Source organism: Bacillus cereus group sp. BfR-BA-01383 (assembly GCF_022663495.1).
GTDB classification, from domain to species: domain Bacteria; phylum Bacillota; class Bacilli; order Bacillales; family Bacillaceae_G; genus Bacillus_A; species Bacillus_A cereus_AU.
This window is the reverse complement of the sequence record NZ_JAKUFP010000035.1, coordinates 17,494-42,768: the sequence shown is the minus strand read 5'-3', so window position 1 is coordinate 42,768 and position 25,275 is coordinate 17,494. Positions and strand designations below refer to the sequence as shown.

The following is a 25,275-nucleotide window of genomic DNA, read 5'->3' as shown; positions in this document are numbered from 1 at the left end:
CAGTAAGTGAAGTGAAAGTTGATGGCTACGAAACAAAAGTAGACGGAACAACGATCACGAACACTTACAAAAATACAGAAACAACAGAACTTAGTGGTAAGAAAGTTTGGGAAGACTACAACAATAAGTTTGGTACACGCCCAGAAAGTATTACGGTTCAATTACTTCAAAATGGAACAGAGATTAACAAGCAAGAAGTAAAAGCGGATAAAGAAGGAAACTGGAGTTTCAACTTCAAAGACCTACCAAAGTATGATGAACAAGGAAATGCGTACACGTACACAGTAAATGAAGTAAAAGTGAAAGACTATGAAACAAAAGTAGACGGAACAACAATCACGAACACTTACAAAAATACAGAAACAACAGAAGTAAGTGGTAAGAAAGTCTGGGAAGACTACGACAACAAGTTCAACACACGCCCAGAAAGTATTACGGTTCAATTGCTTCAAAATGGAACAGAGATTAACAAGCAAGAAGTGAAAGCTGATAAAGAAGGCAACTGGAACTTCAGCTTCAAATATCTACCAAAGTACGATGAACAAGGAAATGAATACACGTACACAGTAAGTGAAGTAAAAGTAAATGGATATGAAACAAAAGTAGAAGGAACAACAATTACGAACACTTACAAAAATACAGAAACAACAGAAATCAGTGGTAAGAAAGTCTGGGATGATAACAACGCAATAGATCGTCCATCATCCATCAAAGTAGACTTATTACAAAATGGAAAAGTTATTGACACGAAAGAAGTAAGCGTGGCAACAAACTGGAAGTACACGTTTGAAAAACTACAAGTATATGATGAAAACGGATTAGCGTACAAGTATGAAGTGAAAGAACAACCAGTAGCGGGATACAAATCCGAAGTAAATGGTTATGACATTACAAATACAAAAATCAAGGACGAACCAGGTGTAGATCCAAAAGATCCAAGCACAGATCCGAAAGATCCAAGCACAGATCCAAAAAATCCAAGCACAGATCCAAAAAATCCAAGCACAGATCCAAAAGATCCAAACACAAATGCAGACAAAAATAGCGATTCAAAAGTTCCACCTACTACAGAAAATGATAAGCCAACATTACTTCCTAACACAGGAGGAACATCAGCAGAAATGAGTTCAATTCTTGGAGGTATGGTATTGTTCCTGTTAGGTGGGATCCTACTTGCTCGTCAGCGAATAAAATAATAAAAAAGATTTAGATTATTGATTACACTGTAATCTGAGTAGCAGACAAATTAAAAAATTACTATTGATATTACGCCCTTTAGGTAAGTATTCAAAAACACTTCACGATAGAGTGAAGGGAAGAATGCAACCTGAGGGGTTTTTTTATAGAAAAAAGAGAACAGTTTCAAGTTGTACTCAATCAGCGGCTGAATAATATGGTCAGCTTTCATAGAGATAAGTGGCTCTAAATCAACGGAGAAATCACTTTCGATAAGTCGATTATCCATTGGACCATAAGCTTAAAATGTGGTGTGGTATCTCATGTAATTTAAGATCAATGACCATGTTCCGTTAAGTTTTGGATGAATGCATAGCCACTTTTATGGCTAATTTAGAAATAGTATTTTGTAAAGCTTTGATCGTGAGTAGCTGCATCAGCATTAGTTCCTGAAATAACTGTTAAAGCTAACACAACTGCAAGAATAATTTTTTCATAGTAGAAAGCTTTCTTTATTAGATGTAATTACTATTATTACAATTTTTATTCTACATGGTAATACCATTCAATAATGCAACTAAATTAATATGTTGCGTTTTATATTATACACAATAAATCTCGTAATTAATATATTTTAATTTATTTATTAATATTTTTTTCGGGTAATAAATATGCTGTTATACATATTTATTTTTCCTTAATAAAAAGCCACCGATTAATCGGTAGCTTGAAATAGTATTAAGCAGCTTTTTGCCCTGTTTTCACGGTAGGTTGAAGGCTATTATAGACGCCTGTACCAATGACCTCTAATGCCATTTTCATACGTTCTGGTGATATGTTCTCAAATACGTTATCTTGAGGCGTGTGATATACCTTTTCAATATGATAGATTAATGGATTCCAACTATCGACACTCATCCAAATAAATAGAGCAGCAGGAATACCAGCATCAGCAAACGGCACGTGATCACTTGAACCGAATTTTCCTTGAAGAACGAGGTCAGTATTTAATTGTTTACCTGCTTGCAAAGCAGCATCGGTTACAAGATTTGTAGATCCATCAGGTGTCATAGCATATAAATTTTTTGCTTTATCATAATTTGTAGCGACCATATCTGCGTTAAAGACACCTAAAATACGGTCACGTTCTTTTTGGGATAGACTATTCACATAATAATCCGAACCAAGTAATCCAGTTTCTTCAGAACCGAAAGCAATAAAGCGGATTTCTTTATCAGTTTCTACATTTTGAAAAGCACGAGCTAATTCTAATACTAGTCCTGTTCCAGAAGCGTTATCGTTAGCACCAGGTGCTCCAACGACACTATCATAGTGTGAACTTACAACGACTGCCTTTTCATTGCCGGTACTCTTTTTTGGTTTCTTTTTCGCAATAACATTGAGAGATGTTAAGTTAGATTCGTGTCTAGCTTTTAATGAAAGGAGTGTTGTTCCTTTTTTCGCGATTTCTTCTTTAAACGCATTTCCTTGAGCATAAGCAAGACCAAATACAGGCACAGATTGCTTTTTCGTTAAGCGAGGATTGAAAGTTTGTCCGTAGTTTCCGCGTCCACCGATTAAACTGTATAAAAGAACACCTTTTGCACCTTTACTAACAGCATTTTCGACTTGTTTATTGTAGTCTGCCACTGTTGTTCCTCTTTCAAATAAAACAATTTTTCCGTTTACCTCATTTGGAATATCTTCTAGTTTTGTTCCACCTTGAACAAAGATAAGAGGAGCTGTAACAGCTTCTGTAGAAATTAGTGCATTAGGAGCAGCACCAGCTTGCCAATTGCGTTTTGTGGATAGTGGTGATTCAATGAATCCAACGTACTGATCGGGCACTTGAAATGGCTGATATTCTACTTCGTAGCCCATTGATTTAAGTTGCATACCAACATAGCGAGAGGCCCATTCTTCTGATTTTGTCCCACCAGGACGAGGACCAATTGTTTCGGATAAAAATCGGATATGTTCGATGGCACGATTTGCATCAACTTGCTTTGTAATAGGTGGGGTTTGCGTGATTTCTGATGTGGAATCAGCTTTTGCTTGTCCAATTGGAGCTAAGCTAACGGCGAGTGATACAGCAAGCAAGGAGCTTACTATTTTTTGTTTCAGTGATTTTCTCATTTTTTCCTCTCCCATTCTTCTATTCTCTCTGACTGACAAAAGAAGACGGATAACGACTTTATTTTACCTTTATATGTATGAATTTTCAATAAATGTATGTTGAGAAATAAAAAACGTTATATGCATATTTGCATATTTTCGGCGAAGGTATGTATGCTATCATTTTAAATGAAGGTTCGCTTTCTGTTCTGAAGGCTCCTACATTGCATGAATCTAGTGTACCCAAACTTTAGATTATGTAAGGGGATGGAATCACTGTAGGGTTCCATTTCTCATGTTTGAATCATGTGGTGATAATTATGTTTCCGCATTTCATAATTATCATCAGTGATATATGTAAGGCATCCATATGAAAATACGAGGCTGTCCAAGGGTTTTCCGTACTTTTGGGCAGCCCCACCCCGTTAAAAAGGTGATACTTTGATGTATCACTTTTTTATTTTATAAGCTTTCTGTTTATGGGGATGTTACATAATTAAAAATAATAAAAAACAGCCGCTTTAGTAGCAGAAATCTACAAAACGGCTGTTTTTTATTATATTTCTGTTAAGATTATCGGTTCACCGCGTGTTACGACAACTGTATGTTCACATTGTGCAACAAGGCTTTTGTCAGGTGTAACGAATGTCCAACCATCGTCACCGCGCTCGATAATATGATCAGCTTTCATAGAAATGAATGGCTCTACAGCGATAACAAGGCCATCCTTTAGAAGCGCATTATCCATTGGGTCATAATAGCTTAAAATGTGGTTTGGTGCTTCATGTAAGCTGAGACCAATACCGTGACCAGTTAAGTTTTGAATAACATTGTATCCATTTTTATGTGCAAAGTTTGAAACAGCACGACCAATTTGATTTTGTTTTGATCCAGCTTTAACTTTTTTCATTGCTGCCCAAAATGCATCAACCGCTGCTTGGCAAAGCTTTTCTTTTGCTTCGTCGTCTCCAAGTACAAATGAAATACCTGTATCTGCATAATAACCACCAAGTGCAGCAGATACGTCGACATTTACTAAATCGCCTTCTTTTAATATACGATCTCCGGGAATACCGTGAGCAACTTCTTCATTTACACTGATGCAAGTTACACCAGGGAAATCATATTCTTTTTCAGGTGCAGAAATAGCACCATGCTCATCTAATACTTTTTTACCGATCAAATCAAGCTCTTTCGTTGTCATACCTGGCTTTGCTTGTTTTTTCATTTCTTCACGTGCAAGCGCAACGATGCGGCCGATTTTTCGTAAGCCTTCTAAATCTTGTTCATTACGAATAATCATGAAAACCACTGTCCTTCCTCAAATATATATCTTCCCCGATTGTATCATGTTTATTTTCGTCCTGCTACTCGCTTGCGGTATGCTGGTTGATTCCTCTCACGAAGAATACATGACAATTGTCATGTGGATGTCATGACGCATCATACTGTTTCCTAACTTTTCCAAAACATACAATGTAAATATAAGAAACAGCGGGGGTGGAGAGATGGAAAAGATTATTGAAGTAAATGGTGTTTCTAAAACATTTAAACATAAAAATGCAGTAAATAACGTTTCATTTCATGTGAATAAAGGGGAAATAGTAGCATTACTTGGACCAAATGGTGCAGGAAAAACAACAATGATGTCCATGATGCTTGGATTAAAAGATCCAACAGAAGGAACGGTTTCTGTATTTGGAAAAAGCCCCAAGCATAGAGATGTTCGTAATAGCTTCGGTGCGATGCTACAAGAGGTAAGTGTTATTGATAGCATTTCAGTGGAAGAAGCAATTGAGTTATTCCGTAGTTACTATACGAACCCGGTAGCGAAAGAAACATTACTCCAATTATCAAATTTAGAATCAGAGCGAAAGCAAAGATGTGAGAAATTATCAGGTGGACAAAAAAGAAGGTTAAACTTTGCGCTCGCACTTGCAGGAAATCCAGATTTGCTATTTTTAGATGAGCCGACAGTTGGAATGGATATTACGTCTCGAAGGACGTTTTGGGAAACGATTAGAAAATTAACAGGTGAAGGGAAAACGATTATTTTAACGACACATTATTTAGAGGAAGCAGATGCATTGGCGAATCGTATTTTATTGTTTGCGAACGGAAAGATTATCGCAGATGGTACACCGGATGAGATGAAAGCGACGATTTCTCGAAAAACGATTTCGTTTTATTCAAAGGAAAGCATTCCTACAAGGTTGCTAAAGGAATTGCCGAATGTCACAGAAGTACAGTCAAATGAAGGGCGTTTTATCTTAACAACTGAGGATACCGATGCAACTTTACAAGCAATTTATCAAAAGAATTTACCTGTAACAGACGTTTCAGTTGAACGTGGAAGTCTGGATGAAGCATTTGAACAATTTGTCGCAAATCAAAAGGGGGAAATCGCATGAGAGCTTTATGGATGCAATGCAAAATAGAAATTTTACGTACGTTTCGTAATAAATTGTTTATCTTTTTCTCATTATTAATGCCAGTTATGTTTTACTACATTTTCACAAATGTCGTTCAAGTGCCACAAAACGGAGATGCTTGGAAAGCACATTATTTAATCTCAATGGCAACTTTTAGCATTGTAGGAACGGCACTTTTTAGTTTCGGTGTGAGAATCTCTCAAGAAAAAGGGCAAGGGTGGACACACCTTCTAAAAATTACACCACTTCCAGAAGGGGCATATTTAACAGCAAAGATTATTGCTCAAACGGTAGTAAATGCTTTTTCAATCTTAGTTATTTTTATGGCAGGGATAGTAATTAATCATGTTGAGTTAACAGTAGGACAATGGATTGGTGCCGGATTATGGTTATTATTAGGCGTTACACCATTTCTAGCGTTAGGAACAGTGATCGGCTCCATTAAGAAGGCAGATGCAGCAGCTGGCTTAGCGAATATTTTAAATATGAGTTTAGCTGTAATTGGCGGGTTATGGATGCCGATTGAAGTATTCCCTAAAATATTAAGAACGATTGGTGAGTGGACACCGACATATCATTTCGGAAGCGGAGCATGGGATATTGTAGCTGGAAAGTCAATTGGTTGGGAAAATATCGCGGTACTAGGAGGTTATTTCCTTATATTTGTTGTAGTATCAATATATATAAGAAAAAGACAGGAAGCGGTATAAATGGTAGAAAAGAAGAGGATTGAGATTTTTCCGAAACATATGGGTTTCTTCCCGTATATGTGGTTCGTGTATCTGTTATTTCCAATTTACCATTTAACACAAGCATCAGGGTGGAAGCTTGTGTTAGGAATCGGTATGTTAATAGTTTTCATTGTCACATACCGTCAACTTTATTTTGTTCAGAAGACGTTCATTTTATGGGCGTGTATTCAAATGGTACTCATTTTTTTATTTGCTTTATTTTACAACCCTTTCATGATATTTTTTGGGTTTTTCACAGCAAGTGCGATGGGATTTACGCCAAGTAAGAAAGCGTTTCGAGTGTTGTTATGTTTATTAGTTGTAATGCTTGGGGCATTTGTATTTGTATATAATAATCAGTTAACAACTGCAAGTTTAGTGAATATCGTTCCGATGTTTATTTTAATGCTTCTTACGCCATTTGGAATGCGTAATTTTAATCAAAAAAAGATGTTAAAAAATCAATTAAACGAAGCAAATGAACAAATTAAAGACTTAGTAAAACGTGAAGAGCGGCAGCGAATCGCAAGGGATCTTCATGACACACTAGGGCATACGTTATCTCTTATTACTTTAAAAAGCCAGCTCGTGGAGAAGTTAATTGTGAAAAATCCAGAGCGTGCAAGTATGGAGGCGAAGGAAATTACACAAACATCTCGTACAGCTTTAAAGCAGTTAAGAGAGTTAATTTCTGATATGCGTATGATTACAGTGGAAGAAGAATTAGAGCAAATAAAAGCAATTTTACAAGCTGCTAATATTGAATTAGAAGTAAAGCAAGAAGCAAGTTCAAGTTCGTTATCACCAATTGAACAAAATATTGTTGGGATGTGTTTGCGTGAGGCAGTGACGAATGTTGTAAAGCATAGTCAGGCAACGCGGTGCACAGTCTCTGTATTAGAATCACAAGGTGAGTTGATTTTGATCGTAGAAGATAACGGTATCGGTCTAGCAGATCAAAACCATGATGGAAATGGTATACGCGGTATGAAAGAGAGAATTGCTCTTATTGATGGATTTGTTGAACTGGATACGATAAATCCAGGGACACTATTAACAGTAAAAGTTCCAGTTGTCATTAGAACAGGAAAAGATGAGGTGAGGGTATGATCCGAATTATTATTGCAGAAGATCAACGGATGCTTCGTGGGGCATTAGGGGCCCTACTTGATCTAGAAGATGATATTGAAGTAATTGGGCAAGCTGCAAATGGGGAAGAGGCGCTAAAATTAATTGAATCGCTAAAACCCGATATAAGTATTATGGATATTGAAATGCCGATTCAAAGTGGATTAGATGTTGCTGAAACTTTAAAGAAAGAAAAATCGGCATGCAAAGTAATGATTTTAACAACATTTGCTCGCCCAGGGTATTTTGAACGAGCGATGAAAGCTGGCGTGCATGGGTATTTGTTAAAGGATAGCCCGAGTGAAGATTTAGCTGTAGCAATTCGTAATGTGATGAAAGGAAAACGGGAGATCTCTCAAGATTTAATGTTTGGCTTATGGCAGGAGCAAAATCCGTTATCAGATCGTGAAAAAGAATTGCTTTTACTCGCGAAAGAAGGAAAGACGGCAAATGAAATTGCGAAGGCACTTTATCTTTCACCTGGTACAGTACGTAATTATATTTCTGAAATATTAACGAAGCTTGATGCGAAAAACAGAATTGAGGCAATTACAATTGCAGAAGAAAAGGGCTGGATATAAAAAGAAGTTTACCTATGAGTGGTAAACTTCTTTTTTCTTATAAAGTGAAACTTTAATCAGTGGGGTTTTGTTCATTCCCCACTGATTATTAGCCCCCACCAATCGGGCGTTAACGGGCAGCGGGGCTCCCACCTAATATCTTTGCCCCAGCCGAATTTTGAGGTGAGGGTCTTACTGCCCGTAAATAGCGGGATAAACAACGGTTTCGCCAGAGAATTTTGTCTCAGCTGCATCACTTGGAATTTGAAGAGTAGCGTGTAATGTAGATTTTACTTCATTTTTCGACAAAAAATTTGTTATAGTAAGATTAGGTTGTCGGTCTTGATTTTGGATAACTTTACCACTAACAGTAGTGATTACTCCATTTGTATCTACCTTTACAATGAGATCTTGACCATATATTTTATAGTTTTTATAAGTTTGTGCAAGATGAACTTCGGTTTGATTTTCTTTTGTTTCTTTATTGGTAGGTTGGAAATCTACGTTTACCGCACCTTTTAAATACTTTTTCGCAATATTTTCTTTCGCATCATTTTGAGGTTGTGTTAAGTTCCAGATTGTTAAACCAGGCTGAGCAATTTCAACTTTTACTTCACTTTTGACTAATTATGAGCATGAATAGCTTCTGTTGATAAAGGACAAAGCAGACCGAATGTAACGAAAGTATGGGCAAGTTTTCTATAATTCATCTATAACACTCCTAATCTATTGTATGTGAGATGACTTGTATGGAGAATTTGCCGAATTTTATATATATTATGCATTATTTCATATCAAAAATTGTCGAATTCACATTATTGTAGTGGTATGACAACTTAAAAAATTAGATTGTTATAATGGGATGGTGAGTAAGTATGCACGCAGAAAAATTAGGAAGTGAAATTAAGAAAATTAGGGTGATGAGAGGGTTAACACAAAAACAGTTATCCGATAATATATGTCATCAATCGGAAGTGAGCCGAATTGAATCGGGCGCAGTATACCCAAGTATGGATATATTGCAAGGTATCGCAGCGAAATTACAAGTTCCCATTATTCATTTTTACGAGGTACTCATTTATTCCGATATTGAAAGAAAAAAACAGTTTAAAGATCAAGTCATTATGCTGTGTAAGCAAAAAAGATATAAAGAAATTTATAATAGAGTATGGAATGAGCTGAAAAAGGAAGAATATCATCCTGAATTCCAGCAGTTTCTTCAATGGCAATATCATGTAGCAGCTTACATATTGAAGAAAATTGATTACGAATATTGTATTTTAGAATTAAAAAAATTGTTAAATCAACAATTAGCTGGAATAGACGTATATCAAAATCTCTATATAGAAAATGCAATTGCAAATATTTATGCTGAAAATAGCTATTTTAAGAAGAGCATTGAGTTATTTGAAGATATATTAAAACAATTAGAGACATTGCATGATAATGAAGAATTTGACGTGAAGGTAAGATATAATCATGCAAAAGCATTATACTTAGATGATCAATATGAAGAGTCACTTTATCAAGTAAATAAAGCGATTGAAATATCGTGCCGAATTAATAGTATGGCATTAATTGGACAGTTATATTATCAAAGAGGTGAATGCCTAGAGAAGTTGGAGTATGATGGGGCAGAGATTGAAGATGCATATAAAAAGGCTAGTTTCTTTTTTGATATATTAGAAATGCATGCATATAAAGAAGCACTCGCAAATAAAATCAATAGATAAACAGCCTAAAAAATGGATATGCATAATTGCATACGGTATGGATAAATTTTCATGATATATTAAAAGAAAAAAATGTGGTGATGGAATATGAAGAAACTACTTATTGGTAGTCTATTAACGTTAGCGATGGCATGGGGTATTTCATTAGGCGATACAGCTTTAGAGAAGAGCCAAGTAATTTCTCATAATGATCAAGAGGTACAATTAGCTTCAGATCTACCTTTTGAATATTAAAAAAACAACCGTCTTACTTAGACGGTTGTTTTTTTGTGGAGTAACATCCAAACATCTTTATTAGAAACAGGTTTGCTAAAGAGGAATCCTTGAATGTGGTCACAGTTTTGTTCGTGTAAAAACTTCCATTGTTCTTCTGTTTCTACACCTTCCGCAATAACCTCTAACTTTAATTCTTTTGATAGCTTAATAATGGAAGAGATAATCGCTTCTTCTAAAGGGCTGTTTGTAATTCCACAAATAAATTCTCGAGCAATTTTTAATGTATTGATTGGATATTTCGTTAAATAAGCTAAAGAACTATAACCAGTTCCAAAGTCATCAATTGAAATTTGGATACCGAGATTTTGAAGTTCTTCTAGTTTAGCAATTACAGAATGATTTTGATTAATCGCGATACTTTCTGTAATCTCAATATCTAGCGCTTCCGGCTTTAGTTCTGTTTCTTCCAAGACTTTTGAAATAGTTGATATTAAATCTGCATGATTAAATTGAACAACAGATAAATTTACACCAACCTTTAAGTGAGAAAATCCTTGGTTATGCCACTTTTTTGCTTCTAAGCAGGCGGTACGTAAGATCCAATTACCAAGTTCAATAATAAATCCTGTTTCCTCTGCTAGAGGAATAAACTGGGCAGGTGATACAATTCCGAGTTTTGGATGTTTCCAGCGAATTAATGCCTCAAAACCGATAATCTGTTTTGTTTTTGTATTTACTTGCGGTTGATATTCAAGGAAAAATTCATTTTGTTGCAGAGCTTTTGAAAGTTCACCTTCTAGGAAGTGTAGTTCATTTTGCGCAACACTCATTTCTTTTGAGAAGAAAATGAATCTATTTTTTCCATTAGCTTTTGCTCGATACATAGCCATATCTGCATTTTTCATTAATTCGGTTACATCGGTTCCATATTCCGGAAACATTGCAATTCCGATACTTGGTGTGACAAAAAGTTCTTCATCTTTAATGAAGTAAGGCTTATTTAAGATAGTTAAAATTTGTTCGGCTATAAAAGCAGCACTTTTTTCAGAGTACATATCTGGTAATAGGATCGTAAATTCATCTCCGCCTTGGCGGGCAACGATGTCTTTTGAACGCAAACATCCACGTAATCTTTTTGCTACTTCAATTAATAATAAATCCCCGACATCATGGCCGAGTCGATCGTTAATTTTTTTAAATCGATCTAGGTCGAGGAACATGACCGCAACGTCATTAGTGTTGTTTTGCGCTGTATTTAGAATCATTTTTAAATCTTTTTCGAATTTTCGGCGATTCGGTAGTCCTGTAAGTGCATCATGGAAAGCCAAATGCTCTACTTGCTTTTGTTTTTCATATAAAGTTGTAATATCACGTGCTATACCAAACATCCCAACAACTTCTTTATTTATAAAGGTCGGGATGAGTGTGATGTGAAGGTAATAATAATAGCCTTCTTTTTCTTTTGTACGAATTTCTAGAGTTTGTGGCCTACCTTCTGTTGTACTTTGTAAAGATTTCTTCAATAATTCATGATCTTGTGGATCAATGAAGTGTAGAAGAGAATAGCTTGTTACTTCACAATAATAGGCTGTAAATAAACTTTCACAAGCCTTATTAGATTGTTGAAAAATCCCGTTCATATTTAAAGAAAAAACAGCATCGGGATGATCTTCGAATAAAGCTTTATAACGTTGTTCACTTTTTGATAGGGCAGATGCACCTTCTTCGATTTTTCCTTCTAGTTGTGTAGTCAACTGTTCGTACGTATCGATTAATACTTGATTATCTTTCCACATGTAAAGCTGTCGTAGGAATAATAAGATGAGTGATAATACTAGACCGATTAACATGAATTTATCATCCCAAGGCTGAATGACAATAAAGGAAAAAGTAATGATTATACTAAAATAAGGTAATATAAAGCGTACATAATCGAATCGATAATATTTCATTTTTGTTTCATGTTGCATTGGTTTATCTAAAATGTATAGGATGGATGATAAACCAATTAATAAAATGGAAGCAGTATGTATCAAATAAGAGACTTCAGAAGAAGTTTCCATTCCTGTGTTTAACTGAAACAGGTGTACATATCCGTAAACAAGTATGATAGTAAAGCCGATAATTAATGAGATTCTACTAGAAGAATATCGTTCTCTCCTATATAGGCTAATAACGGCGTAAATTACTAATGATTGTGCGATAAAATACCCAATCAAAAGCCACGTGTCCTTCGTCAACATACGAAAGCTAGAAATATCTAAAATAAAGGTTAAGGTAAAATAAATATTCATAATAACAATGAATATGCTATCGAATGAAAATTGAGCAAGACCTCTAATGGAGTAATGTTTTATAAACTTTATAGCAAATCCAGAAAAAAGCAAAATATATTGTATGATGAAAAAAGGTAGTGCTTTATATGAGAATATGACTTGCTCATAAATAGAAAATGAATGAAGAAATAAAGTTATTTCCATAATTAGTCCACATACGCAAGTACACAGTAGTAAAACCCAAAATAGTTTGTCACCGCTTTTCATCTTCTTAATTGCTTTATATAAGCAATAGCAAGAAAAGAGTGCAGCAAAACAAAATAAGAAGAGAATTCCAATTTCTTTTATAGTCAAGTCCTTAGGAATAAGGAATATCCAAAGAGAAAATATACTAATATACATTATGACAAATTGTACATATTTTTTTTGATTCATATTATGGCTCCGTTTCAATAAAGTTGAATCTTAGGGGGAAAATGCTAATTTAAATAATAGCATATAAAATAGGGTATTTTTTACTATGAAAATTACTTTTTTTGAAAAAAATAGCGCAACCTTACAACTTACCATTGTAAGGTTGCGCTATTTATTCTTTTTACCCCCTTTATAGAAGAAAATTCACGTATTAATTGTAATAGTGCTAAATCTTTCTGTTTACTTTCAATCATAATATCGAAATTACGATTGATTTTTTTTGTAATGTGTAAAAAGGGCTTGATAAACTCTAAATCAATATATTCAGCATGAGCCCTAAATTCTTTTTCGGATTTAGGAGAGGAAATGTGAACTTTCGGTGGGACGTTTGTATGTGACCAAGTTTCAAAAATCGCAGGTAGTAGCTCTTCCAGCGGTTCCTTGCAAAGATTAGCCATATGATGGTGATAATCAAATACGAAAGGGATATTTTCTTTTTGGCAAATAGATAAAGTTTCAGAAGTTGTATATGTTTTATCATCGTTTTCAAGAGTCATTTGTTTTTTTATATGTGCAGGAAGTTTCTTTATGTTTTCATGGAAACGCTCAATTGCGGTTTCTTTATTTCCATATGCTCCACCTACATGAATGTTGATATAAGAAGAATCAGCAATTCCTATCGCATCTAATACGTTGTAATGATAGTTCAGATCTGTAATAGCGTTAGTTGTAATATGCGGCTTGTCGCTTGTGAATAATGTAAATTGATTGGGATGGAAACTTATTCGTAAATTGTGCTCTTGAATTAATGCGCCTATTTTACGCCACATTGGTGCAAATGCTTCAATATAATCAAATTCAACTTCAGGATGTGTTGCAAGTGGAACAATAGAAGAAGATAAACGATATAATGGAATTTCATGTGCAATATTGTAATGAAGGATACGTATAGTGTGTTCTAAATTTTGACGTGTAACATGGTACAGTTTATCTTCGCGCTCTTGTTTATTAAGTTTTTTAAAGTTCGTAAATGTCAACGTTTTGGCAGGAGAACAGTCCCATAGCGCCATTGCATGTGAGACATATCCAAATTGCATAATCATATGTGATCCACCTCTTTAAATCATTCCTTTTCTTATAAAAAGAAAGCGAGTATCGTTCCTAGCCATTCCTTTCCTCTATCGATAAGAGAAAGTGGATTGACATCTTCAAAGGAAAGTAGTGACGAGCATTCTAGATCTTCATGAAGTTTGTTTTTTACTGTTTGTATGAAATGTTTATCATATAAAAGGCAGTTGATTTCATGGTTAACATACAAACTTCTCTTATCAAAATTAGCAGTTCCTATATCACAAGTATGGTTGTCTGCAATGATAATTTTGGCGTGAAAAAACCCTTGCTGAAATGCGTATATGTTACAACCCGCCCGTATTAACTTTCGGCAATATGGGAATTTCGCTTCTCGAACAAGGGCGTGATCAGCCTTTTCTGGAACGAGAATCGTTATTTGAACCCCTCTTTCTCGTGCCTTTAATAGTGCACTCATAATTTTTTTGCCAGGAATGAAATATGGTGTACCGATAAAGAGTTCTTCTTTTGCATTTTCGATTAAATGTAAAAATGTATTTTGTAAATAGGCACCATCGGTTGGAATAAATTGATGTAATATTGCACCGGGTTGTTGTTTAGGAAAATAAAGAGAAGTATTCAATAAATTTTGGTTCGTATCATCAAACCAATCATGTAAAAATTGTTTTTGTAAATCTTGAACGCCTTCTCCTGTAAGACGTAAATGATAGTCCCGCCATAATCCTAATTTTTGATTGTGCCCTAAATATTCCTCGCCGATATTAAATCCGCCAATATATCCAATCTTCCCGTCAATAACTGTAATTTTTCTATGATTTCTTTGATTTGCAGAAAAGAAAAGAAAAGGAAATTTCACTTTGTGACAAAATGAAAAAGAGACACCATGTTTTCGTAGGGAATACATCGCCTCTTTTGATAAAGAATGACTTCCAAACCGGTCGAGTAAAAGTCTTACTTCGACCCCTTCTTGTGCTTTATCGATGAGTAACTTTAAAAACTTACGACTTATTTCATCATTTTTTACAATGAAGAATAAAACATGTACATGGTGTTTTGCTCGTTTTATATCAGTAAATAAAGCACCGTATAAATCTTTTCCGTATGTATAAAGGTGAAAATCACTTTGACGTAAAGGGAAAGTACGAGAATGCACACGTTTTAAATGAAGGAATCTCCCGTATGAAAGGTCAATTGTGATCCAAAGAGTAACGCATATTAACAAGAGAGATAAGTAAAACATGAGTGAATTCCCTCCTTCGCATTCTGTTCACCTTCAATTTATTACAAATGCAAGTTTCACTTTCTAGTTTCACCGAAATAAACAGCTTTATTAAAAAATATGTTGTTGTATAACAAAAAACTGTTGACTGAATGCTCACTCATTATATAATGAAGGTAGGGGATAAAATTCAGAAAATTATATGTTTTCGAAGATTCTAAAAAAGAAAGAGGGCTTACAAAGAGAGGGGTAGCATAAAAATGAATAGCTTACTGATCATTAATTGGCTGGCTGCCATTGCTGTTATTGCTTATGCGGGATATTTGTTTGTATATCTTATACGAACGAGAATGGCCTACATACAATTAGGAAAAAAGATCGAATTTGACCGTCGCTTCAAAGAACGTTGGGATCTTCTTAAGGTCAATGTTTTCGGTCAGAAAAAGCTGCTGAAAGATAAAAAGAGCGGTATTATTCACGTTATGTTCTTTTACGGATTTATTCTTGTCCAATTTGGAGCAATTGACTTCGTTTGGAAAGGGCTCGCACCAGGATCACATCTTCCACTTGGACCACTATACCCTGCATTTACATTCTTCCAGGAAATTGTCACACTTGTTATTTTAATTGCAGTCTTTTGGGCTTTTCATAGACGCTATGTTGAAAAGCTTGTTCGTTTAAAACGTAATTTTAAATCGGGCCTTGTTCTTATCTTTATCGGAGGCTTAATGGTTTCTGTACTGCTTGGTAACGGTATGGGCCTTATATGGCATGGCGAGGAGCTTTCGTGGAGTGAACCAATCGCTTCTGCAATCGCTTACGTTTTCGGTGGGATAAATGAAACCGTAGCCATTTCAGTGTTCTATTTCTCTTGGTGGGTGCATTTACTAATTTTGTTAACGTTTTTAGTGTATGTTCCACAATCAAAACATGCGCATTTAATTGCCGGACCAGCTAATGTATTCTTCGGCCGTCTTTCAAACCCAGGGAAGCTTGAAAAGATTGATTTTGAAGATGAAACGCAAGAAACATTTGGTGTTGGTAAAATTGAAGACTTTAGACAGAATCAACTTATTGACTTATACGCTTGCGTAGAGTGTGGTCGCTGTACAAATATGTGTCCGGCAACAGGAACAGGAAAAATGTTATCGCCGATGGACCTAATTTTAAAACTTCGCGATCATTTAACTGATAAAGGAGCTGCGGTAACATCAAAAGCACCGTGGGTTCCAGTAGTTGCTTTTAATAGTACACAAGGAAATCAGTTAGCGATGATGGCAGCTGGAAAAGGGCAACAAGAATCAGCAGCTACAACGCTCGCTTACGATCCGAGTTTAATCGGAGATGTTATTACAGAAGAGGAGATTTGGGCATGTACAACGTGTCGTAACTGTGAAGATCAATGTCCGGTTATGAATGAACATGTTGACAAAATTATTGATTTACGCCGTTATCTCGTTTTAACAGAAGGAAAAATGGACGCGGAAGCACAACGCGCGATGACAAACATTGAACGTCAAGGAAATCCGTGGGGTCTGAACCGTAAAGAGCGTGAAACATGGCGCCAAGGTGATGACGAAGTAACAGTTCCAACAGTAAAAGAAAAATCAAAAGCTGGTGAGGAATTCGAGTATTTATTCTGGGTTGGTTCAATGGGATCATACGACAATCGTAGTCAGAAGATTGCGATATCGTTTGCGAAGTTAATGAACGAAGCAGGCATTTCGTTCGCGATTCTCGGTAATAAAGAAAAGAATTCTGGAGATACACCGCGCCGCCTTGGAAATGAATTTGTATTCCAAGAGATGGCGACAAAGAATATCGAAGAATTTGAAAAAGCAGGAGTGAAGAAAATCGTTACGATCGATCCTCATGCTTATAACACATTTAAAAATGAGTATCCGGACTTTGGCTTGCAAGCAGAGGTCTATCATCATACAGAATTGTTAGCTCAGTGGGTGAAAGAAGGGCGCTTAAAACCTGTTCACGCTATTGAGGAAACAGTTACGTACCATGATTCCTGTTATTTAGGAAGATACAACGAAGTGTACGAAGCACCACGTGATATTTTGAAAGCGATTCCTGGAGTGAATCTTGTAGAGATGGCGCGAAATCGCGAAACTGGAATGTGCTGTGGCGCAGGTGGCGGTTTAATGTGGATGGAAGAAACGACAGGTTCTCGTATTAACGTTGCTCGTACAGAGCAAGCGCTAGCTGTACAACCGTCAATTATCGGTACAGGATGTCCATATTGCTTAACGATGATTAGTGACGGTACGAAAGCGAAAGAAGTGGAAGAAACAGTTCAAACTCTTGACGTAACAGAGATTTTAGAACGCTCAGTTATTGGGCAGAAGAAAGAAGCAATGTAGTTTGTAGGAATGCATACAACTTTAGAAAGAGGTGCAGTCAGTGCACCTCTTCTCAATGTAAGAATACCGAGCGAGCGCTCAGCGCTAATAAAAGAAATGGGGGAAATAGACATGAGTAAAACAGTTATTTTAAGTGCTGCAAGAACACCAGTTGGAAAATTTGGGGGAACTTTAAAAGACGTGAAAGCGACAGAACTTGGAGGAATCGCAATTAAGGCAGCGCTTGAAAGGGCGAATGTGTCCGCGAGTGATGTTGAAGAAGTTATATTTGGAACGGTTATCCAAGGAGGACAAGGACAAATTCCATCACGCCAAGCAGCAAGAGCGGCGGGCATTCCTTGGGAAGTGCAGACAGAAACAGTAAATAAAGTTTGTGCATCAGGGCTTCGCGCGGTTACGTTAGCGGATCAAATTATTCGAGCGGGTGACCAATCACTGATTGTAGCTGGTGGAATGGAATCGATGAGTAATAGTCCTTACATTTTACGAGGGGCAAGATGGGGATACAGAATGGGTAACAATGAAGTTATCGATTTAAACGTTGCCGATGGTTTAACGTGCGCATTCTCAGGTATACACATGGGTGTTTATGGCGGAGAAGTTGCAAAAGAAGATGGGATCTCTCGCGAAGCGCAAGATGAGTGGGCATACCGTAGCCATCAACGTGCAGTTTCAGCACATAAGGAAGGTCGTTTTGAAGAGGAGATTGTACCAGTAACGATTCAGCAAAGAAAAGGCGATCCTATCGTCGTTGCAAAGGATGAGGCGCCACGCGAGGATACAACGATTGAAAAATTAGCGAAATTAAAGCCTGTATTTGATAAGACGTCAGCAGTGACAGCTGGTAATGCTCCGGGACTTAATGATGGCGGTGCTGCACTTGTATTAATGAGCGAGGACAGAGCGAAGCAAGAAGGAAGAAAGCCATTAGCGACAATTTTAGCGCATACGGCAATCGCGGTAGAATCAAAAGATTTCCCAAGAACACCAGGTTATGCAATTAACGAATTGTTGAAAAAAACAGGCAAGACAATTGAAGATATCGATTTATTTGAGATTAATGAAGCTTTTGCGGCGGTAGCAATTGCAAGTACAGAGATTGCAGGGATTGACCCAGAAAAATTGAATGTAAATGGCGGCGCAGTGGCGATGGGCCATCCGATTGGAGCAAGCGGAGCGCGTATTATCGTTACACTTATCCATGCACTAAAGCAGCGCGGCGGCGGAATTGGAATTGCTTCGATTTGTAGCGGTGGCGGTCAAGGTGACGCAGTGATGATTGAAGTTAACTAATTTTAGAAGTTATATAGTTTATTAACAATTAAGGGGGAAGAAAAAATGGGTGTACAAAAGATTGTTGTAATTGGTGCAGGACAAATGGGGTCAGGAATCGCGCAAGTATGTGCAATGGCAGGATATGATGTGAAAGTACAAGATTTAAAACAAGAGCAATTAGATAGAGGGCTAGCTGTTATTACGAAAAATTTAGCTCGTCAAGTAGAAAAAGGTCGTATGAAAGAAGAAGAGAGAGAAGCGACTTTAAATCGTCTTACATGGACACTTGATTTAAATAGTGTAAAAGAAGCAGATCTTGTTATTGAAGCAGCTGTTGAGAAAATGGATATTAAAAAGAAAATCTTTGCGAATCTAGATGAAATCGCTCCAGAACACGCTATTTTAGCGACGAATACGTCATCGTTACCAATTACGGAAATCGCAGCGGTAACGAAACGACCAGAAAAAGTAATCGGTATGCACTTTATGAATCCAGTTCCCGTTATGAAACTCGTAGAAATTATTCGTGGTTTGGCTACAGATGACGCGGTATATGAAACGATTGAAGATATTACGAAAAAAATCGGGAAAGTGCCAGTTGAAGTAAATGATTTCCCTGGGTTTGTATCGAACCGTATTTTATTACCGATGATTAACGAAGCAATTTATACGTTATATGAAGGTGTAGCGACGAAAGAAGCGATTGATGAAGTAATGAAACTTGGTATGAATCATCCGATGGGTCCTCTGACGCTAGCTGATTTTATCGGTTTAGATACGTGTTTATACATTATGGAAGTGTTGCACGAAGGATTAGGAGATAGTAAATATCGCCCATGTCCATTATTACGTAAATATGTGAATGCAGGATGGTTAGGACGTAAAACGGGCCGTGGTTTCTACGTTTACGAGTAAATTCCTCCCTTTATTAAAATAGTGGTCTTACTAAATTATTAAAAAGATATATAGCAAACGGAGGCGAAGTACATGAATTTTCATTTTACTGAAGAACAGCAAATGATGAGGAAAATGGTTCGGGATTTTGCGCAGAAAGAAATAGCTCCCTTTGTTCCTAGTATGGAACAAGGGGTGTTCCCGAAAGAGATTTTGCAAAAGATGGGCGAGCTTGGATTAATGGGTATTCCAGCACCTGCAAAATACGGCGGCGCAGAAATGGATTTTATTTCTTACATTCTAGCAATTGAGGAAATTTCAAAGGTAAGTGCAACAGTTGGTGTAATTTTAGCTGTACATACGTCAGTTGGAATGAATCCGATTTTATATTTCGGAACAGAAGAACAGAAGCAGAAATACGTTTCTAAACTTGCGACTGGTGAATATTTAGGTGCATTTGCATTAACAGAACCAAATGCAGGATCAGATGCAGGAAGTTTGAAGTCAAGAGCTGTAAAAAAAGACGATCACTACATTATTAATGGATCAAAAGTATTTATTACAAATGGAGGTGAAGCAAGTACATACATTGTATTCGCTTCTACGAATCCAGAGGCAGGAAAAAGTGGTATTTCCGCATTTATAGTAGAGAAAGATACGCCTGGTTTAATTATTGGAAAAGATGAACATAAAATGGGGCTTCTCGGTTCGCGTACAGTACAACTTACATTCGAAGATATGAAAGTGCCAGCAGAGAATTTACTAGGTGAAGAAGGACAAGGATTCAAGGTGGCGATGGCAAATTTAGATGTTGGACGAATTGGAATCGGTGCACAGGCGTTAGGAATTGCTGAAGCGGCACTTACATGTGCGATTGATTATGCGAAGGAACGAGAGCAATTCGGGAAGCCAATTGCTGCGCAGCAAGGGATTGGCTTTAAACTTGCAGATATGGCAACAAGTGTAGAAGCGGCGAGACTACTTGTATATAGAGCGGCATCGCTTAGAGCTCAAGGGTTATCGTGTGGTAAGGAAGCATCTATTGCGAAGTTATTTGCTTCTAAAACAGCTGTCGAAGTGGCGATTGAAGCAGTGCAAGTATTTGGTGGTTACGGTTATACGAAAGATTATCCAGTAGAACGATTTTTCCGTGATGCGAAGATCACGCAAATTTATGAAGGAACGAGTGAGATACAAAAACTTGTTATTAGCCGTGCTTTATAAAAGGGCGAGGGGGAGACAGAAATGCATTTTAAACTATCAGAAGAACATGAAATGATAAGAAAAATGGTTCGAGATTTTGCTAAGAACGAAGTAGCACCAACAGCAGCTGAGCGTGATGAAGAAGAGAGGTTTGATCGTGCTTTATTTGATCAAATGGCAGAGCTTGGTTTGACAGGTATCCCATGGCCTGAAGAGTATGGTGGGATTGGAAGTGATTACTTAGCGTACGTAATTGCGATCGAAGAATTATCTCGCGTTTGTGCTTCTACAGGTGTAACACTGTCTGCGCACACTTCACTTGCTGGATGGCCGATTTTTAAATTTGGAACGGAAGAGCAAAAGCAAAAGTTTTTGCGACCGATGGCTGAAGGAAAGAAAATTGGCGCATACGGTTTAACGGAGCCGAGTTCCGGTTCGGATGCTGGTGGAATGAAGACAACTGCAAAGCTAGATGGAGACCATTACGTATTAAATGGTTCGAAAATTTTTATTACAAATGGTGGTATTGCTGATATTTATGTTGTTTTTGCGTTAACAGATCCTGAATCGAAGCAGCGCGGCACGAGCGCATTTATTGTAGAAAGTGATACGCCAGGGTTTTCAGTTGGGAAGAAGGAAAGTAAGCTAGGGATTCGCTCTTCGCCAACGACTGAAATTATGTTTGAAGATTGCCGTATTCCTGTAGAGAATCTACTTGGGGAAGAGGGGCAAGGATTTAAGGTCGCAATGCAAACGTTAGATGGCGGTCGTAATGGTATTGCGGCGCAAGCAGTTGGTATTGCACAAGGAGCTTTAGATGCTTCTGTAGAATATGCAAGAGAGCGCTATCAATTTGGGAAGCCGATTGCGGCGCAACAAGGGATCGGCTTTAAACTTGCAGATATGGCAACGGATGTAGAGGCAGCGCGCCTTTTAACATATCAAGCAGCTTGGCTTGAGTCTGAGGGGCTTCCATACGGGAAAGAATCAGCGATGTCAAAAGTATTCGCAGGTGATACAGCGATGAAGGTGACGACTGAAGCGGTACAAGTATTTGGTGGTTACGGTTATACGAAAGATTATCCAGTAGAGCGTTATATGCGAGATGCAAAGATTACACAGATTTATGAAGGAACACAAGAGATTCAAAGGCTCGTAATTTCTCGTATGTTAACGAAGTAGGAACGAAAGCGTAGGTATTTTCCTACGCTTTTTCCTTCCAAAAAAATAATAGAGAGAGGTGAAGGGGATGGTTAAACATAACGTACATGCATCCGTGAAAGATGAAAAATTAGTTGCGTTAAGACGTGAACAAATGATTAAAGGTGCGGTGCAACTGTTTAAGCAAAAAGGATTTCCGCGCACAACAACGAGAGAAATTGCGAAAGCGGCGGGATTTAGTATCGGAACACTTTATGAGTACATTCGTACAAAAGATGATGTTTTATATTTAGTTTGTGATAGTATTTATGAACACGTAAAAGAACGATTAGAGGAAGTAGTATGTACCGAGAAGGGGAGTATAGAAAGTTTAAAGATAGCGATAACGAATTACTTTAAAGTGATGGACGAGTTGCAAGAAGAAGTATTAATCATGTATCAAGAGGTCCGTTTTTTACCGAAAGAATCACTTCCATATGTATTAGAAAAAGAGTTTCAAATGGTAGGGATGTTTGAAAATATTTTAGAACAGTGTACAGCGAATGGGACATTTACATTAAATGAAAAGGAAATACAGCTTCTTGCACATAATATTTTCATACAAGGACAAATGTGGGGATTTAGACGTTGGGCCCTGCAAAAACTGTATACGCTTGAAGAATATACTGAAATGCAAATTAGGTATGTATTGCAAGGAGCCCATATGTTTCCGAAATAAGGAATGGACAAATTATAATTTTATTGCCATATAAAAGTTTCCCGTTTTTTTTGTAGCATATTTGTACGACTTTTGTTTATAATGAATAGTATGGATTTTTTTAAGCAGACCGTTATATATAAGGTTATATTTGAAGAAAGGAAGTGCCGCATAAGTGAATTTTAAGCAATATTCACCAGAAGAGCTAAAAGAATGTTCAATGATTGAAGTTGTACATAGCGTTTTAGGGGATAAAAGACAAGCAACGACATTCAACGAGTTGGTTCAAGAAATCGCTCAAGTGCTGGGACTATCTCAAGAGCAAGTTAATGCGAAACTCGCACAATTTTATACAGATTTAAACATCGACGGACGTTTCATTAATTTAGGAGAAAATCGTTGGGGGCTACGCAGCTGGTACCCATACGAGCAAATTGATGAAGAAATCTTACCGCAGCCAAAACCGAAGAAAAAACGTAAAGTTGAAGAAGACGGTTTTGACGACTACATTGAAGAAGATGAAGATGACTTTGACGATGCAGACGGAAATGCAGACGAAGATGATGTAGAAGATTTGGACAAGGTTCTTGAAGAAGAAGACGGAGATGACGAGGATCTTGATGATCTAGACGAAGAAGAAGAAGACTTCGCTGAAGAAGAACTTGAGTATGATGAAACTGAAGAAGAAGAAGAGGAAGAGCTGTAGTTCTTGACTTTTCATTATCGTCCATGTAGAATCATTTTTGGGCTCTTTAAAAAAGGACGATAATACTTTTAAAGTGTAAATATAAAAGAAAATTGCTCCCTACTTATTACTTTATGTGATGAGGGGAGCAATTTTCTTTTTTGTTTTTTGTTTAGAAAATAAAAAGAGTCTAACAATAAGATGGATACAGTGTTATCTACATACGTTGCGCTTTGCAACGGTGATTATATAACAGCAAAGTAGAAGGGAGCTTTTTCATGACTAAGTATATTTTTGTAACAGGCGGTGTAGTATCGTCTTTAGGAAAAGGTATTACAGCAGCATCTCTTGGAAGATTATTAAAAAATCGTGGTTTAAACGTAACGATTCAAAAATTTGATCCGTACATTAACGTAGACCCAGGGACTATGAGCCCATACCAACACGGTGAGGTATTCGTAACAGATGATGGCGCAGAAACTGACTTAGACCTTGGTCACTATGAGCGTTTTATCGACATTAACTTAAACAAATACAGCAACGTAACAACAGGTAAAATTTACTCTTCAGTTCTTCAAAAAGAGCGTCGTGGTGAATATTTAGGAGGAACAGTTCAAGTTATTCCTCACATTACTAACGAAATTAAAGAGCGCGTATACCGTTCTGGTCGCGAAACAAACGCGGACGTTGTTATTACAGAAATCGGTGGAACTGTTGGTGATATTGAGTCTCTACCATTCTTAGAAGCAATCCGTCAAATTAAGAGCGACATCGGTCGTGACAACGTAATGTACATTCACTGTACGTTAATCCCGTACTTAAAAGCAGCGGGTGAAATGAAAACAAAACCAACGCAACATAGCGTTAAAGAGCTTCGTAGCTTAGGTATTCAACCAAATATTATCGTTGTTCGTACAGAATTGCCTGTTTCTCAGGACATGAAAGACAAGCTTGCATTATTCTGTGACATCGATACAAAAGCGGTTATCGAAGCACGTGATGCAGATACTTTATATGCGGTTCCATTATCTCTTCAAGAACAAAATATGGACCAAATCGTTTGTGATCACTTGAAATTAGACAATCCAGCTGCAGATATGACAGAGTGGACTGCGCTAGTTGATAAAGTACGTAACCTTTCTAAGAAAACAAAAATCGCTCTTGTTGGTAAATACGTAGAGCTTCAAGATGCATACATTTCTGTTGTAGAAGCACTTCGTCATGCTGGTTACTCATTCGATACAGATGTAGAAGTAAAATGGGTAAATGCTGAGCACGTAACAGCAGAGAACGTAAAAGAATTAGTTGGCGATACAGACGGTATCCTTGTACCAGGTGGCTTCGGCGATCGTGGAGTAGAAGGTAAAATCGTTGCAATTCAATATGCTCGTGAAAACAAAGTTCCATTCTTAGGAATTTGCTTAGGTATGCAACTTGCATCAATCGAATTTGCACGTAATGTATTAGGATTAGAAGGAGCTAACTCTTCTGAAATTAATCCTGACACGCCTTATGCAATCATTGACTTATTACCAGAACAAAAAGATGTGGAAGACTTAGGTGGTACACTTCGTCTTGGTCTATACCCATGTAAGCTTGCTGAAGAAACAAATGCTTACAATGCTTACAATGAGCCAGTTGTATATGAGCGTCATCGTCATCGTTATGAGTTCAACAATCAATTCCGTCCGGATATGGAAAAAGCAGGATTTGTATTCTCTGGTACAAGCCCAGACGGTCGTTTAGTTGAAATCATTGAATTAAAAGAACATCCTTGGTTCGTGGCAGCACAGTTCCATCCAGAACTTGTATCTCGTCCAAACCGTCCACAACCATTGTTCCATGACTTCGTAAGAGCGTCTATTACGAATAAAGAGAGCAAGTAATAAAAAAAGCGCC

20 protein-coding genes and 2 pseudogenes are annotated in these 25,275 nt (G+C 37.0%); 15 read left to right on the top strand and 7 right to left on the bottom strand.

Annotated features, from left to right (window positions below; translation table 11 throughout):
* A partial coding sequence (locus tag MR065_RS22710; RefSeq protein ID WP_242215141.1) for a Cna B-type domain-containing protein occupies window positions 1-1,196 on the top strand: 1,196 nt, incomplete at its 5' end.
* A gap of 188 nt (window positions 1,197-1,384) precedes the next feature.
* On the opposite strand, the pseudogene MR065_RS22705 reads toward MR065_RS22710, so the two are convergent.
* From MR065_RS22705 to map, 3 genes and pseudogenes are all read right to left on the bottom strand, one after another.
* A pseudogene (locus MR065_RS22705) lies at window positions 1,385-1,566 on the bottom strand (type I methionyl aminopeptidase); the annotation flags it as partial.
* A gap of 348 nt (window positions 1,567-1,914) precedes the next feature.
* A complete protein-coding gene (locus MR065_RS22700; protein ID WP_242215140.1) occupies window positions 1,915-3,312 on the bottom strand; it encodes a M28 family metallopeptidase in 1,398 nt (465 codons plus the stop codon).
* A gap of 535 nt (window positions 3,313-3,847) precedes the next feature.
* Window positions 3,848-4,594 carry a type I methionyl aminopeptidase gene (gene map, locus MR065_RS22695; RefSeq protein ID WP_098990784.1) on the bottom strand — a complete coding sequence of 249 codons (747 nt, stop codon included), beginning with the start codon at window positions 4,592-4,594 and terminating at the stop codon, window positions 3,848-3,850.
* A 205-nt stretch (window positions 4,595-4,799) separates the two neighbouring features.
* Here map and MR065_RS22690 point away from each other — a divergent pair, with 205 nt between their 5' ends.
* The 4 genes from MR065_RS22690 to MR065_RS22675 are packed head-to-tail and all read left to right on the top strand — an operon-like array spanning window position 4,800 to window position 8,163.
* A complete protein-coding gene (locus MR065_RS22690; RefSeq protein ID WP_097903016.1) occupies window positions 4,800-5,702 on the top strand; it encodes an ABC transporter ATP-binding protein in 903 nt (300 codons plus the stop codon).
* Window positions 5,699-6,433, top strand: coding sequence for an ABC transporter permease (locus MR065_RS22685; RefSeq protein WP_242215139.1), 735 nt, complete (start codon window positions 5,699-5,701; stop codon window positions 6,431-6,433). The genes MR065_RS22690 and MR065_RS22685 overlap by 4 nt, the downstream gene beginning before the upstream one ends.
* Window positions 6,434-7,564 (top strand): sensor histidine kinase, encoded by a 1,131-nt coding sequence (locus tag MR065_RS22680; RefSeq protein WP_242215138.1) that lies wholly within the window; start codon window positions 6,434-6,436, stop codon window positions 7,562-7,564.
* Entirely contained in the window at window positions 7,561-8,163 is a 603-nt protein-coding gene (locus MR065_RS22675; protein ID WP_242215137.1) for a response regulator transcription factor, read from the top strand. The genes MR065_RS22680 and MR065_RS22675 overlap by 4 nt, the downstream gene beginning before the upstream one ends.
* 192 nt (window positions 8,164-8,355) lie before the next feature.
* Here the strand turns inward: MR065_RS22675 and MR065_RS22670 are convergent.
* Window positions 8,356-8,852, bottom strand: a pseudogene (locus MR065_RS22670) (M4 family metallopeptidase); the annotation flags it as partial.
* A 165-nt stretch (window positions 8,853-9,017) separates the two neighbouring features.
* Here MR065_RS22670 and plcR point away from each other — a divergent pair.
* Window positions 9,018-9,875, top strand: a complete 858-nt coding sequence (gene plcR, locus MR065_RS22665; protein ID WP_098268239.1) for a transcriptional regulator PlcR — start codon at window positions 9,018-9,020, stop codon at window positions 9,873-9,875.
* A gap of 87 nt (window positions 9,876-9,962) precedes the next feature.
* Window positions 9,963-10,109 (top strand): quorum-sensing peptide PapR, encoded by a 147-nt coding sequence (gene papR / locus MR065_RS22660; protein WP_097903011.1) that lies wholly within the window; start codon window positions 9,963-9,965, stop codon window positions 10,107-10,109.
* Between the two features lie 17 nt (window positions 10,110-10,126).
* Here the strand turns inward: papR and MR065_RS22655 are convergent, their stop codons facing one another.
* The 3 genes from MR065_RS22655 to cls all read right to left on the bottom strand — a co-directional run bounded on the left by MR065_RS22655 (window position 10,127) and on the right by cls (window position 15,110).
* Window positions 10,127-12,802 (bottom strand): DUF4084 domain-containing protein, encoded by a 2,676-nt coding sequence (locus MR065_RS22655; protein WP_242215136.1) that lies wholly within the window; start codon window positions 12,800-12,802, stop codon window positions 10,127-10,129.
* Between the two features lie 128 nt (window positions 12,803-12,930).
* A complete protein-coding gene (gene uvsE, locus MR065_RS22650; RefSeq protein ID WP_242215135.1) occupies window positions 12,931-13,884 on the bottom strand; it encodes a UV DNA damage repair endonuclease UvsE in 954 nt (317 codons plus the stop codon).
* Window positions 13,885-13,916: 32 nt separating this feature from the next.
* Entirely contained in the window at window positions 13,917-15,110 is a 1,194-nt protein-coding gene (gene cls, locus MR065_RS22645) for a cardiolipin synthase (RefSeq protein ID WP_242215134.1), read from the bottom strand.
* Between the two features lie 239 nt (window positions 15,111-15,349).
* Between cls and MR065_RS22640 the strand changes: the two genes are divergently transcribed.
* From MR065_RS22640 to pyrG, 8 genes are all read left to right on the top strand, one after another.
* On the top strand, window positions 15,350-17,461 hold the full coding sequence (locus MR065_RS22640) for a (Fe-S)-binding protein (RefSeq protein WP_242215133.1): 2,112 nt from the start codon (window positions 15,350-15,352) through the stop codon (window positions 17,459-17,461).
* Between the two features lie 9 nt (window positions 17,462-17,470).
* A complete protein-coding gene (locus MR065_RS22635; RefSeq protein ID WP_141557986.1) occupies window positions 17,471-18,754 on the top strand; it encodes an acetyl-CoA C-acetyltransferase in 1,284 nt (427 codons plus the stop codon).
* A 45-nt stretch (window positions 18,755-18,799) separates the two neighbouring features.
* Window positions 18,800-19,651 (top strand): 3-hydroxybutyryl-CoA dehydrogenase, encoded by an 852-nt coding sequence (locus MR065_RS22630; RefSeq protein WP_242215132.1) that lies wholly within the window; start codon window positions 18,800-18,802, stop codon window positions 19,649-19,651.
* Window positions 19,652-19,723: 72 nt separating this feature from the next.
* Window positions 19,724-20,854 (top strand): acyl-CoA dehydrogenase, encoded by a 1,131-nt coding sequence (locus MR065_RS22625; RefSeq protein ID WP_097903005.1) that lies wholly within the window; start codon window positions 19,724-19,726, stop codon window positions 20,852-20,854.
* A gap of 21 nt (window positions 20,855-20,875) precedes the next feature.
* The gene (gene acdA / locus MR065_RS22620; protein WP_097903004.1) at window positions 20,876-22,015 is read left to right on the top strand and encodes an acyl-CoA dehydrogenase AcdA; all 1,140 of its coding nucleotides are present in this window, start codon (window positions 20,876-20,878) and stop codon (window positions 22,013-22,015) included.
* Window positions 22,016-22,082: 67 nt separating this feature from the next.
* Complete coding sequence (locus tag MR065_RS22615; RefSeq protein ID WP_242215131.1) at window positions 22,083-22,712, top strand: TetR/AcrR family transcriptional regulator; 630 nt, start codon at window positions 22,083-22,085, stop codon at window positions 22,710-22,712.
* A 154-nt stretch (window positions 22,713-22,866) separates the two neighbouring features.
* Entirely contained in the window at window positions 22,867-23,397 is a 531-nt protein-coding gene (gene rpoE / locus MR065_RS22610) for a DNA-directed RNA polymerase subunit delta (protein WP_242215130.1), read from the top strand.
* 257 nt (window positions 23,398-23,654) lie between these two features.
* The gene (gene pyrG, locus MR065_RS22605; protein WP_097903001.1) at window positions 23,655-25,262 is read left to right on the top strand and encodes a CTP synthase; all 1,608 of its coding nucleotides are present in this window, start codon (window positions 23,655-23,657) and stop codon (window positions 25,260-25,262) included.
* Window positions 25,263-25,275 lie beyond the last annotated feature (13 nt).